The organism is Pantoea agglomerans, assembly GCF_020149765.1.
In the GTDB taxonomy this organism is placed as follows: domain Bacteria; phylum Pseudomonadota; class Gammaproteobacteria; order Enterobacterales; family Enterobacteriaceae; genus Pantoea; species Pantoea alvi.
This window is the reverse complement of sequence record NZ_CP083809.1, coordinates 3,980,373-3,992,820: the sequence shown is the minus strand read 5'-3', so window position 1 is coordinate 3,992,820 and position 12,448 is coordinate 3,980,373. Positions and strand designations below refer to the sequence as shown.

Here is a 12,448-nt window from a genome sequence, read left to right as displayed (position 1 = left end):
AAAAACCCCTGAAATTCACCTTAAACAGGCACATCTTCCTGTCAGCCCTAAGCGCGCGCTTAAGGCTGATAAGAAATAAACAGATGGTTAAGCAAAAATGGGCGTTACTGGCGGCCTGAATGGCCGAAACCGCCTTCTCCACGGGCACTGGCGTCGAAATCTTCCACCAGGTTGAACTCTGCCTGAACGACCGGTACAAAAACCAGCTGGGCAAGACGATCCCCGGGCTGCAGCGTGAAGCTCTGCTGACCGCGGTTCCAGACCGATACCATTAGCTGGCCCTGATAATCGGAGTCGATCAGACCCACCAGGTTGCCCAGCACGATGCCGTGCTTATGACCCAGGCCGGAGCGCGGCAGGATAACCGCCGCCAGGCCGGGATCGCCAATGTGAATCGCCAGGCCAGTTGGCACCAGCGTGGTCATGCCTGGTGCGATCTCCAGCGCGCTATCCAGGCAGGCGCGTAGATCGAGCCCGGCGGAACCAGAGGTCGCGTAGGCAGGCAGCGGAAACTCCGCGCCCACGCGCGCATCAAGAATCTTTACGTCGATTTTTTTCATCATAAAGGCGGACAATCTCGTCTAATAAATGTTGGCCAAGGAGCGTCTTATCGCTGAGCGGTAAGCGTTTTTCTCCTTCCTGCCAAAAAAGGTGAAGCGCGTTGGTATCGCTATTAAATCCCTGTCCGGCTTTCGCCACGTCGTTGGCGCAGATCAGGTCCAGATTTTTTCTTACCCGTTTTTGTCGTGCGTATTCTTCCACATTCTGGGTTTCAGCGGCAAATCCAACCACGTAAGGGCGGTTCTGCTGCATCGCGGCGACGCCCGCCACGATATCGGGGTTTTTTATCAGCTGGATAGTGACGGCATCATCTCCGCTGCCCTGTTTTTTCATCTTTTCCGCCGCGACGGTGGCGGCGCGATAGTCCGCCACGGCGGCGCTGGCGATAAAAATATGCTGCTTCGCCGCCTCTGCCATCACGGCGGCCTCCATCTCCAGCGCGGAGGTGACGTCGATACGCCTGACCGCCGTCGGCGTCGGCAGCGTCACCGGACCGGTCACCAGCGTCACGCTGGCGCCGCGGCTGGCGGCAGCGGCGGCGATAGCGAAGCCCATTTTGCCGGAGCTGTGGTTGCTGATATAGCGCACCGGGTCGAGCGCTTCGCGCGTCGGACCGGCGGTGATCATAATATTGAGATGTTGCAGATCGTTGACGGGCGACGCCCACTGCGCCGCATGGTCGACAATCGCCAGCGGATCGAGCATGCGGCCGGGGCCGACGTCGCCGCACGCCTGGCTGCCGCTGTCCGGCCCCCAAATCAGCAGGCCGCGCGCCGCAAGCTGCTGCAAATTATGCTGCGTGACGGCGGCGCGATACATCTGCTGGTTCATCGCCGGCACTACGGCGACGGGCGCGGCGGTAGCAAGGCAGGCGGTGGTCACCAGATCGTTGGCCATACCGGCGTTCAGGCGGGCAATAAGGTCGGCTGACGCCGGTGCCAGCACCACCAGATCCGCCCATTTCGCCAGTTCGATATGGCCCATCGCCGCTTCGGCGGCGGGATCGAGCAGGTCTTCGAATACCGGATGGCCGGAAACAGCCTGCAGGCTGAGCGGCGTAATAAAGGCTTTGGCGGCGGGGGTCATCATAACGCGCACCTCGGCGCCGCGATCGCGCAGGCGACGCACCAGTTCGGGCGCTTTATAGGCCGCGATACCGCCGCTCACGCCAAGCAGAATTTTTTTTCCGGCTAATCCCATCATGCTGTAGGCCTCATTTCGCTGGATGCCGCGTCAGGCGCGGCTGGGTGGCAGGACTCTATCATAAAACCGGCCCCGCACCTTTTCACCTCCTGCGTTTGCGAGCCGCCTCGTAAATCCGGCAGAAGTTACTGGTTAAGTATACAGTATTTGACCATGATGTCGTCAACGGCAGGAGGCATTTATGGAGAGTATGGCACCACGGGAGAAACTGCGGCAGATGGGCGCCGAGGCGCTAAGTGACGTCGAGCTGCTGGCGATCTTTCTGCGCACCGGTACGGTCGGCGCGAACGTCATGGCGCTGGCGCAGCAGCTGCTGCAGCGGTTCGGCTCGCTTTATCACATTATGACCGCGACGCCGGCGGAGTTCGACACGATAAAAGGGGTTGGCGATGCCAAGCTGGCGCAGCTGCACGCCATTGCTGAACTGGCGCGGCGCTTTTTTGCCAGCCAGATGGCGCAGGAGGACGTTATGGCGAACCCGCAGGTAACGCGACACTATCTGCAGAGCGTGCTGGCGCATCAGGAGCGGGAGATCTTTATGGCGCTGTTTCTGGATAATCAGCACCGCGTGTTACAGGCGCAGAAGATATTTATGGGCTCTATCAACAGCGTCGAGGTGCATCCGCGCGAAATCGTGCGTGAGGCGCTGAAGCTTAACGCGGCGGCAGTTATTCTCGCGCATAATCATCCCTCCGGTATGGCGGAGCCGAGCCGCGCCGACCGCAACATTACGCATAAAATCAGCGCGGCCTGTACCCTGCTCAATATACGTCTGCTCGATCATCTGGTGATCGGTCACGGCGAATATGTCTCTTTTGCAGAGCGCGGCTGGCTGTGAAAAGCCAGACCCGGCAGGTGCGGATGGCGGGTTTTTGCACGATCTTCAGGGATCTTTATCTGTTCGGGACTTGAGCACTTGCGCTGAGCGGCGTATACTACGCCACCTTTGAGAATCTCGGGTTTGGCGTTTGGGCCAGCTTAGCGGGTTCACATGGAACTCGCCTGGCGGGCTATGAGCCTGACGAGGCGGCCAAGACCTAGTTTTTAAAGCTCGAGCTGATTTGATTTTTGGAGAATAGACATGTCACGAGTCTGCCAGGTAACTGGAAAGCGTCCGGTGACCGGTAACAACCGTTCCCACGCAATGAACGCGACGAAACGCCGTTTCCTTCCGAACCTGCACTCACACCGTTTTTGGGTTGAGAGCGAGAAGCGCTTCGTTACTCTGCGTGTATCTGCTAAAGGTATGCGTGTTATTGATAAAAAGGGCATCGATACGGTTCTGGCCGAAATCCGCGCCCGTGGTGAGAAGTACTAAGGAACTGAATCATGGCTAAAGGTATTCGTGAGAAGATCAAGCTGGTTTCCTCTGCTGGTACAGGTCACTTCTATACCACCACGAAGAACAAACGTACTAAACCTGAGAAGCTGGAACTGAAAAAGTTCGATCCGGTTGTACGTCAGCACGTGATCTACAAAGAAGCCAAAATTAAGTAATTTTGGTGTTCTGTGAAAAACCCGGCTTCGGCCGGGTTTTTTGTTTTTGCCGCTTTTTGAGGAGAGTACATGCCGGAATTACCCGAGGTCGAAACCAGCCGACGCGGCATAGAACCGCATCTGGTGGGCGAAAAAATTTTACATGCGGTGGTGCGCAATAGCCGCCTGCGCTGGCCGGTGTCGCAGGAGATCCATGCGCTCAGCGACCAGCCGGTGCTGAGCGTGCAGCGCCGCGCCAAATATCTGCTGCTGGAGCTGCCGCACGGCTGGATAATTATCCACCTCGGCATGTCCGGCAGCCTGCGCGTGCTGCCGGAAGAGCAGCCCGCCGCGAAGCATGACCATGTCGATTTAGTGATGAGCAACGGCAAAGTGCTGCGCTACACCGACCCGCGCCGCTTTGGCGCCTGGCTATGGAGCACCGATCCCGAAGGCAGCAACGTGCTGGCGCATCTGGGGCCAGAGCCGCTCGGTGATGCTTTTAGCGGCGACTATCTCTATGAGAAGTCGCGCGGCAAGCGCACGGCGGTGAAGCAGTGGCTAATGGACAACAAGGTGGTGGTGGGCGTCGGTAATATCTACGCCAGCGAATCGCTGTTCACTGCCGGGATCCTGCCCGATCGTCCGGCAATGAGCCTGAGCAATGAAGAGGCGCAGCGTCTGGCCGCGACGATTAAAGCAGTGCTGCTGCGGTCGATAGAGCAGGGCGGTACCACGCTGCGCGACTTTTTACAGAGCGACGGCAAGCCGGGCTATTTCGCGCAGGAGCTACAGGTTTACGGCCGCGCTGGCGAACCCTGTCGCGCCTGCGGCACGCCGATCGTCAGCGGCAAGCACGGGCAGCGCAGCACCTACTGGTGCCCCAACTGCCAGCATTAATCAGGCCAGCTTCGCCTGCAGCGCCTGCAGCACGTGCGGCGGCAGAAAGGCGCTAACATCGCCGCCGTGACGCGCCACCTCTTTGACCAGCGAAGAAGAGATAAAGGAGAAGCCTTCAGTCGGCATCAGGAACACGCTCTCCAGCGTTGGCAGCAGATGGCGGTTCATCTGGGCGAGCTGCAGCTCATACTCGAAGTCGGAAACCGCACGCAGGCCGCGTACCAGTACGTTGGCCTGCTGCGCCCGGGCGAAGTTCGCCATTAAATCGCTAAACCCCACCACCTCAACGTTTGGCAGATGCGCCACCATCTTTTGCGCCAGCCCGACGCGCTCATCCAGCGTAAACATCGGTTTTTTACTCGGGCTGGCGGCGACCGCCAGCACCACCCGATCGAACATCCGCGCGGCGCGCGTCACGATATCAAGATGGCCAAGGGTAACGGGATCGAAGGTGCCGGGATAAATCGCTTTTGTGCTCATAGGCGGCCTTTGTCTGCGGCATGATTCAGCGCCCACAGCGCGGAATATTTGTTGAAGGTGTACTGCGCGTTGACCACGGCCAGAATCCAGCCCTGTTTGCCGTCAAGGAAGCCCGCGCGCAGCAGAAGCGTTTTCAGAAAGGCGCCCAGCGTATGGGAAAAGAGCGAAAAGAGGCCGCAGCGCTTGCCGCGCTGATGACGCTCCTGCGCCCAGGCGGCGGCGTAGGCCAGCTGCTTCTGCTGAAATACGATCAGATCGCGGCAGGTCAGATGCTGCAGATCGCCCTGCAGCCGCACCACCGGCGCGCCCTGCGTTTCCAGCGACTCGTGCACCAGGTTGTCGTTATAGCTCAGCGCGCGCGGATAGAGGCGCATAACGCGATCGGGATACCAGCCGCTGTGGCGCATAAAGCGGCCGAGAAAGAGGTTGCTGCGGTTCAGGCTGTAGACGGTCGCGGTGGGCGGCTGCGACAGAACCGCCTCAATGCTGGCACGCAGCGTCGGCGTCACGCGCTCGTCGGCATCGATCATCAAAATCATTTCGCCGCTGGCGTAGCGCTGGGCGCGCTGGCGCTGTTTGCCGAAACCGGCCCACGCCTCGGCGTGATAGACCTTAGCGCCAGCCTGGCGGGCGATCTCAGCGGTCTCGTCGCTGCTGCCGGAATCCAGCAGGATAATCTCGTCCGCCCAGCTGACCGAGGCGAGACAGTCAGGCAGCAGCGCCGCTTCATTTTTGGCGATCATCACCACAGAAAGGCGTTGGCGAGCGGTCATCAGTGGGCCCGTGGCGGTAAATGGGGTTCAAGCAGCTGCAGCAGACGCTGCAGCGCACCCTGATTCTGGTGCAGCACCTCGACCGCGTGACGGCCGTAATAAAGACGGTAATCCTCATCCTGAAGCAAATTGGTCACCTCTTTCTCCAGCGATATCACGTCGGTCACGGTAATCAGGCCCTGCGCCTGCTGCAGCCTGGCGCAGATATCCTTGAAGTTCCAGATATGCGGGCCCATCAGCACCGGAATGGCGTGCGCGGCCGGCTCCAGCGGATTATGTCCGCCGCGCTCAACCAGGCTGCCGCCGACGAAGGCGAGGTCGGCAATGCCATACAGCAGCATCAGCTCGCCCATGGTGTCGCCGATCACTACCTGCGTTGAGCCAGAGGGAATTTCGCCGCTGCTGCGCAGGATAAAGCTGAAGTTGCGTTTTTGCGTCAGGTTACGCGCGTCGTTAAAGCGCTCCGGATGACGGGGCACCAGAATCAGCAGCAGATCGGGAAAGGTTTGCAGCAGGCGGCGATGCGCATCCAGCACAATCGCCTCTTCCCCTTCATGGGTGCTGGTGGCGATCCAGACTGGACGGCGCGGTGCCCACTGTCGACGCAGCGTCACCGCTCTGGCGGCCAGTTCGGGCGTGACGGAAATATCGAATTTCAGGCTGCCGGTCACCGCCAGCTGCGAGCGTTTCAGGCCCAGCGCCAGAAAGCGGTCGGCATCTTCCGCATTTTGCGCGGCGATCAGGGTAATGCGCTGCAGCAGGTCGCGCATAAAGCCGCCCAGCTTGCGATAGCCCTTAGCGGAACGCTCCGACAGGCGCGCATTGGCGATCACCAGCGGGATCTGACGCTGATGCAGGATGCGGATAATGTTAGGCCACAGCTCGGTTTCCATGATAATCACCAGGCGTGGATTGACGGTATCGAGGAAACGGTTGATGGCACCAGGCAGATCGTAGGGCAGATAAACGTGATGAACATCTTTACCGAATGCCGACTGCGCCCGCTCCGAGCCGGTCGGCGTCATGGTGGTGACGGTAATCGGCAAGGTCGGATAGCGGTGACGCAGCGCGCGCACCAGGGGGATCGCCGCCAGGGTTTCGCCGACGGAGACCGAATGCAGCACGATGCCGTCCGGCTCCACCTTCCCCGTGCAGTAGCCGTAGCGCTCAGCCCAGCGTTTACGGTACGCCGGCGCTTTACGGCCGCGCAGCCAGAGGCGCAGCCAGATGAGCGGCTGAATGAGGTAGAGCAGAACGGTATAGAGGGTTGTCATAGTTATCTTTTCGACAGCCTGGCAGAAAAAATTTCACATAAATCAATCTATGTTACCAGAAAGCCCAGATACGCTCACCACTTTGTCAGCGACGCAGCAAGACCTGCTGATAAAGGGAAGTCAGCGAATGCGCCAGACGCTGAGGCCCGTAAGGCTCGATTCTGCGCCTTGCAGCTTCCCCTAAACGCGAGTCAGCCGAAAGCGCCGGTATCGCCATAATCGCCTCATTCAACGCCTTGATATCTAACGCATCGCATACGAAGCCTTCCTGACCAGCGGTAATAAATTCCGCGCCGCCGCAGCCGGTGCTGGTGATCACCGGCAGGCCGCAGGCCATCGCCTCCAGTACCACATTAGGAAAGGGATCGTAGAGCGTTGGCAGCAGCAGCCCGTCGGCGGCGTGGTAAAAGGGCTGCACATCCTGCTGCACCCCGACGAACCGCAGCCGATCCAGACAGTTCAGCTGGTTGGCGAGCTGCTGATAGCGAGACAGCTGCTTGTCCTGGCCAACCACAATCAGATAGCGGTCGCTGTTCGCCAGCGCCTCGATCGCCGCCTTTAACCCTTTGCGCTCAAAGCCGGAACCAACGTAGATAAGTACCGTGGCGCTCTCCGGCAGCTGCAGCTGTTGACGCGTCGCATGGCGGCTCGCCTCGCTGGCGGGCTGGAAGCGCTGAGCGTCAATGGCGTTATGAATAACGTGGATTTTCTCTGCGCTGAGCGAAAAGCAGCGCAGAATGTCGCGTTTAACCATCTCCGAGTTGCAGATCACCGCCTTCAGAGAGGCGGCGTTGAACATTTCCGCTTCTGCACGCAGCACGTAGCGATGATAGGGGCTGAGCGCGGCGCTCAGGCGCTGCCACGGCGAGACGATGCGCGCCCGCTGCTCCAGCCAGACGCGATGCACGCCATCACCGGCGCGAAAAATATCGCAGCCTGCGATGCGCTCGTGGCTCTGAACGATATCGAAGCGCTCTTTTTCCCAGCAGGCGCGCGCCGCGCGCGCAAACCCGCGTTCGCGCGAGATCCGCCCCAGCTTAGGCGGATTGCAGATGTGCAGATGCCAGTCGGGATTCGGCGTGCCCTGCCAGCTGCGCGTGATGATATTGAGATCCAGCTGCTCGCTGCCGAGCGCTTCCAGCGCACGCGAGATAAAGCGTTCGGCGCCGCCGTCAGGACGATATTTCTGGCGGACGATCGCCAGGCGTAATTTAGTCATGGAGGAAATTCCTTGCGGCCTCGACCACATCATCCACCGGAATGGCGCTGAGATAGCGCTCGCGGGTGTTGGTATCGATGGAGTCGGGATTGGGCAGCGGGCCGTAATCGCCAGCCCAGATAACGCGATTGTTTTCGCCCCACGGCCGCCAGAACTGAAGCTTGGTTGGCCCGAACAGCGCGATGCAGGGGGTGTCGAGCGCGGCGGCCATATGCATCGGCGCGGAGTCTACGCCGATAAAGAGCCGGGCGCGATCGATCAGCGCCGCCAGCTGCGGCAGCGTAAGCTGGCCCGCCAGCGACACCAGATGCGGCGTGGTGCAGAGCGACTGGATGCGCGCGATCATCGCCATCTCATGCTTGTCGGGTGCGGCGGTCAGCACCACTTTACGGTTCGCCTGCGCCAGCTGGTCGATGGTTGCAGCCACCTTCTCCTCTTCCCAGCACTTAAAATTCCAGCGCGAGGTTGGCTGAAAGACGATAAACGCGGCGTCGACGCGCTGTTCAGCCAGCAGTGCATCGACTTTTTGTCCGTCGACGGCGCTGTAGTGCATCGAGGCGCGCGCCCCCTGCGGTGAAATGCCGAGCGGCGTCAGCGCCGACATATTCTGCTCCACCGTATGCAGCTGATTATGGTTGCTGGTCGGCACCAGACGGTTGTGGCAGAGCCGCCAGAAGGCGTTGTTGCGCTTATTGAATGCGAAGCCAATACGCAGCGGCGCGCCGCTGGCCAGGGTGATCAGCGCGCTGCGCCACTGGTCGGCGAGATTGATGACGATGTCGTAATGAGCGGCGCGCACGGCGGCGAGCAGGTCGCGCTCGTGGCGCAGTTTGCGCCAGCTTCCTTCCTGCTTCCACTTGCGATCGATAACGTGCAGCTGGCGAATGGCCGGATGCGCCTCCAGCATTGGCCGCGTCTCTTTATAGAGCAGCACGTCGATATTAGCCTGGGGATAGCGCTGGCGCAGCGCGTTGATAACCGGCGTGGTAAGCAGCATATCGCCGTGGTGGCGCAGCTTAATCAGCAAAATATTGTGTGGGGTAACGTCTGCGTGAGTCGGGTTTGCCATACACAAATGCTCTTAATTTTCAGTGAGGCGATTGTAGGGCAAACCCTGCAGCGGTGAAACCTGCGGCGGCGGTTATTTGTCGCGCCAGCGCCAGAGGCGACTCAGCCACAGCAGCAGCTGATACCACTGCTTGAGGCCGCGCGCGTTGCGCAGCATACGCAGGTGCGTTTTGCTGGTGAAGATATCCTCGATAATCGCCTGTTTTGCGTCTGGATCGGGCTCGCGGCGCACGCAGTGGCAGACGCTCAGCGCTTCGTGAGTGATTTGCGCATGAAAAGCGGGGTAAATCGTCACGCTCTCTCTATAGCGCGCGTTGATCTCCTCCAGCATGCGGGCGATCTTCAGATAGTGACGTTGATACTCTACGTTGCGCTGGCCGGTGCGTTTGCGGTTGCTGATCGAGGCGTCGTGCAGGTAATAACGATAGAGCACCTGCTCGGTATAGCGGACGCGCCGCGCATTGAGCATAAACTCGGTGGTCCAGGGAATATCCTGATGATGCAGACCCGGTTCGAACCAGAGTTGCTTCTGCTCGATCAGCGCCCGACGGTAGATGCCCAGCCAGACCACATGCAGGTAACGCCGCGTTTTCAGCGCGGTGTTAAGCCAGGCCGCACCGTCCAGCACCGACGTGCTGCGCAGGCGATCCAGCGGGATCATCGGTCTGGTGCGCTGGTCGCGCTGAAAATACCATTCGGCGTTGCACTGCGCGGCGTCGAGATCGTCCTGCTCCGCCATCTCTACCAGCGTCTTGTACATCTCCGGTCGCATGGTGTCGTCTGAGTCGGGAAAGGTGACATATTTGCCGCGCGCCACGCGCAGTCCGGCATTGCGCGCGCGCGATACGCCGCCGTTTTCCTGATGAATCACCCGGATATGGGGATGCTGTGCCGCCCAGGCGTCGGCGCGCGCGCCGGAATCGTCGGTAGAGCCGTCGTCGACGATAATGATTTCCAGCGAGGTCAGGGTCTGCGCCAGCAGCGACTGCATAAAGGCATCGAACATCTCGCCCGCGTTGTACATGGGAGAGATGATGCTGAGCAAAGGAGAAGAATCAGGCTGTCCTGTCATATTGTCCGTTTGTTTTTCCGTCGCGCCAGCTGCTTGTCCAGCCTGGCGGAAATAAAATCGTGAATATCGTTAAGCTTGCGCGCGTCCAGCCTGTAGAGCTGTTCCGCCGGATGATGGAACTGATAGAGCGCCTCAAAGACAAACGAGGAGGGCGCGATATGATCTGGACCAATCAACAGCACGTCGCCAAGCGGGCGTTGCTCTTCAACGCTGCACGGCCCATATATCAAAATAACCGGCACCTGCTGCGCGTCGGCGATATAGACATTTCCCGAGTCCGAGGCGACATAAAAGTCCATTTCGGCAATAGCGGCCGGCAGGCTTTCCAGCGGGAGCTTACCGATAAGATTAACAATATTCTTGCGCTCGCCGGTTACCTTGAAGAGCTCCTGCAGGCGGGTCTGCTCATTCGGGGCGCCAAAAGCGTAAAAGGTGCAGGGTAAATCGTCCAGACTATCGAACAGCGTTTTCCAGATAGTGGGAGGAATGGTTTTAGCCTGGTTGCCTGCGGTGATGCTAAACCCGATCTTTGCGCCCTGACCGGAAAAAATCTCCTCCGGCAGCGTGTCCGGCTGCCAGAGCGGGCGGGTTGCGTGCGTAGGATAGCTCTCTTTGGTAAAAGAACGATCGGCCAGCTTTAAGTAGTTCTCTACCGTTAGCGTGTTTTTTTCGTGGCTGACCACGCCGCTGGCGGTCAGGTAAAAAATGTCCTGATAGGCTTTACGCTTATAGGTGGTTAAAAATTGCTTATTGCTGGCGTTGCAGCAGGCGGCGACAAATAAGTTCAGGTTGTTGGGATGCAGCAGATAGATATTGTCGTAACGGTTAAGAAGCTGCCACACCAGCCGAAACTTCTTCATCAGGCTGCTTTTGTAATCTTCGATATACCAGAGGGTTTCCAGCGTATCGTCGCGCTCCGCCAGCGGCGCAACGCTGCGGCTGAGCAGCGCATCGCTTTTTTGCAGATGCGCCAGCAGCGGCGTGATATTCACGAAATCGCCGATTTTCGCTGTCTGAATCACCAGGTTTTTGCCCGTGCGGGGATGCAGCAGCTTCATCACCCATTTCACCGGCAGAAACAGCAGAAAAAGTAGTACGTAATTCAAAATATTTTCCCTTTAACCGGTCACGCCGAAAGGGAGACCTTTTAGCTCGTAAGCTGCGGAGCGGCAGATAATTCCGTGTGCGACCGCTGCGCAAGCTGCAAATACTGCTCGCAAATAACCGAGAGACTATAAATGCTCAGGTCGAGATGATGCAACTCGGGCGGGTTATGATAAATCTCACGCATTTTCTCCGCCAGAGAGGCGGCGTTCATCTCTGCGAGTCCACGCGCCAAATCGTGCGTCAGGATGGTTGCCGGTCCGCCGGGGCAGCGCGTGCTGACCACCGGCGTCTGGCAGATTAAGGCTTCGACCAGCACGTTGCCGAAGCCTTCGCTGTCGGAGCTGACGACCAGCAGCCGGGCATGACGTATCCAGGGATAGGGATTCGCCTGAAACCCCTGAAAGACGACGCGCTCTGCAATACCCAGGCTATCCGCCTGGCGACGCAGCTGCGCTGCGCGCTCAGGGCTGCCCTGGCCAAGCAGCACCAGCGGAGCCTGAATACCGCTTTGCGCATAGGCCGCCAGCAGCCTGTCGTGGCGTTTGGTTTCGTGAAAGCGGCCAACATGAAGAATAAAATCGGTACCGGCCAGCGGGCAGGGTTTAGCCGCCAGCTGCTTAATTTGTTCGAAATCGAACGGATTCGCGATCACCTGGGTGCGGCTCGGCCGCACGCCGACGTTTTCAGTCAGGTCTTCCAGCACGTAGGGCGAGACGGCAATCAGCTGGCGATTCTGGTAGACATGGCGGATTTTCAGGCGCTTCAGCCACAAAGAGAAGCCTGATTTACGCGCCAGATAGGATGCTGAAAAGACGCCGTGCAGGCAATACCAGGTTTTTTGCGGATCCAGCACGCGCGAATGTTTGACGATGCGATCGGTTTTATGGAGATGCGAAAGCACCAGGTCAAAGTCGCCCTCTGCGCTTTGCGTCTGGTTAAGCGCCTGGTCGAGCAGGCGCGCGCGGCGATGGGTTTCGGTGAGTTTACGCCAGGGACTTTTACAGCGATCTTTAATCACACGGTAATCGACGCCTTCAGGTATCGGGTAATCGCATACGCTACGCAAAGAGAAGAGCGAGACGCGATGACCCAGCGCCACCAGCCCTTCCGCCAGCGTCAGCACGACTTTCTCCGCGCCTCCGCCAGGTAAGCCATCAATGATCATCAGTATGCGTTTCGACAAAATACCTACCTCAACATGCCAGCCCTTAGCGCCTGAAGCGTAAGGCTGTCTCAACCTGGCGGCAAAAAGTGTGTAAACACTAATCTCGTTATCGGCTCAATTTTAAGGGAGTCGCTACAGAAAATCCTAACC

The 12,448-nt window shown here is 59.0% G+C and carries 14 protein-coding genes; 4 read left to right on the top strand and 10 right to left on the bottom strand.

The features are described 5' to 3' along the window. Positions 1-104: 104 nt before the first annotated feature. Together dut and coaBC are read right to left on the bottom strand one after the other, a co-directional pair. A complete protein-coding gene (dut, locus tag LB453_RS21710; RefSeq protein WP_146053880.1) occupies positions 105-563 on the bottom strand; it encodes a dUTP diphosphatase in 459 nt (152 codons plus the stop codon). Further along, on the bottom strand, positions 532-1,764 hold the full coding sequence (coaBC, locus tag LB453_RS21705) for a bifunctional phosphopantothenoylcysteine decarboxylase/phosphopantothenate--cysteine ligase CoaBC (protein WP_224481576.1): 1,233 nt from the start codon (positions 1,762-1,764) through the stop codon (positions 532-534). The genes dut and coaBC overlap by 32 nt, the downstream gene beginning before the upstream one ends. A gap of 181 nt (positions 1,765-1,945) precedes the next feature. Here coaBC and radC point away from each other — a divergent pair, with 181 nt between their 5' ends. The 4 genes from radC to mutM all read left to right on the top strand — a co-directional run bounded on the left by radC (position 1,946) and on the right by mutM (position 4,140). Beyond that, positions 1,946-2,602 carry a RadC family protein gene (gene radC, locus LB453_RS21700; protein WP_103797306.1) on the top strand — a complete coding sequence of 219 codons (657 nt, stop codon included), beginning with the start codon at positions 1,946-1,948 and terminating at the stop codon, positions 2,600-2,602. A 243-nt stretch (positions 2,603-2,845) separates the two neighbouring features. Beyond that, the gene (gene rpmB, locus LB453_RS21695) at positions 2,846-3,082 is read left to right on the top strand and encodes a 50S ribosomal protein L28 (RefSeq protein WP_010616494.1); all 237 of its coding nucleotides are present in this window, start codon (positions 2,846-2,848) and stop codon (positions 3,080-3,082) included. Between the two features lie 11 nt (positions 3,083-3,093). Continuing rightward, entirely contained in the window at positions 3,094-3,261 is a 168-nt protein-coding gene (rpmG, locus tag LB453_RS21690) for a 50S ribosomal protein L33 (RefSeq protein WP_001051798.1), read from the top strand. A 69-nt stretch (positions 3,262-3,330) separates the two neighbouring features. Next, the gene (gene mutM, locus LB453_RS21685) at positions 3,331-4,140 is read left to right on the top strand and encodes a bifunctional DNA-formamidopyrimidine glycosylase/DNA-(apurinic or apyrimidinic site) lyase (RefSeq protein ID WP_103797305.1); all 810 of its coding nucleotides are present in this window, start codon (positions 3,331-3,333) and stop codon (positions 4,138-4,140) included. On the opposite strand, the gene coaD is transcribed toward mutM, so the two are convergent. The 8 genes from coaD to LB453_RS21645 form a co-directional block, all read right to left on the bottom strand. Continuing rightward, positions 4,141-4,620: a pantetheine-phosphate adenylyltransferase gene (coaD, locus tag LB453_RS21680; protein ID WP_103797304.1), complete on the bottom strand. Its 480-nt coding sequence runs from the start codon at positions 4,618-4,620 to the stop codon at positions 4,141-4,143. Next, positions 4,617-5,393, bottom strand: a complete 777-nt coding sequence (locus LB453_RS21675; protein WP_103797303.1) for a glycosyltransferase family 2 protein — start codon at positions 5,391-5,393, stop codon at positions 4,617-4,619. The genes coaD and LB453_RS21675 overlap by 4 nt, the downstream gene beginning before the upstream one ends. Beyond that, positions 5,393-6,667, bottom strand: a complete 1,275-nt coding sequence (waaA, locus tag LB453_RS21670) for a lipid IV(A) 3-deoxy-D-manno-octulosonic acid transferase (RefSeq protein ID WP_103797302.1) — start codon at positions 6,665-6,667, stop codon at positions 5,393-5,395. The genes LB453_RS21675 and waaA overlap by 1 nt, the downstream gene beginning before the upstream one ends. A gap of 85 nt (positions 6,668-6,752) precedes the next feature. Then, on the bottom strand, positions 6,753-7,886 hold the full coding sequence (locus LB453_RS21665) for a glycosyltransferase family 4 protein (RefSeq protein WP_103797301.1): 1,134 nt from the start codon (positions 7,884-7,886) through the stop codon (positions 6,753-6,755). Then, complete coding sequence (gene rfaQ / locus LB453_RS21660; protein ID WP_103797300.1) at positions 7,879-8,955, bottom strand: putative lipopolysaccharide heptosyltransferase III; 1,077 nt, start codon at positions 8,953-8,955, stop codon at positions 7,879-7,881. Before rfaQ ends, LB453_RS21665 begins: the two co-directional genes overlap by 8 nt. A 72-nt stretch (positions 8,956-9,027) precedes the next feature. Further along, positions 9,028-10,026, bottom strand: a complete 999-nt coding sequence (locus tag LB453_RS21655) for a glycosyltransferase (RefSeq protein ID WP_103797299.1) — start codon at positions 10,024-10,026, stop codon at positions 9,028-9,030. Next, positions 10,023-11,132 carry a glycosyltransferase family 9 protein gene (locus LB453_RS21650; RefSeq protein ID WP_103797298.1) on the bottom strand — a complete coding sequence of 370 codons (1,110 nt, stop codon included), beginning with the start codon at positions 11,130-11,132 and terminating at the stop codon, positions 10,023-10,025. Before LB453_RS21650 ends, LB453_RS21655 begins: the two co-directional genes overlap by 4 nt. 41 nt (positions 11,133-11,173) lie before the next feature. After that, the gene (locus tag LB453_RS21645) at positions 11,174-12,298 is read right to left on the bottom strand and encodes a glycosyltransferase (protein ID WP_103797297.1); all 1,125 of its coding nucleotides are present in this window, start codon (positions 12,296-12,298) and stop codon (positions 11,174-11,176) included. Between the last annotated feature and the right edge of the window lie 150 nt (positions 12,299-12,448).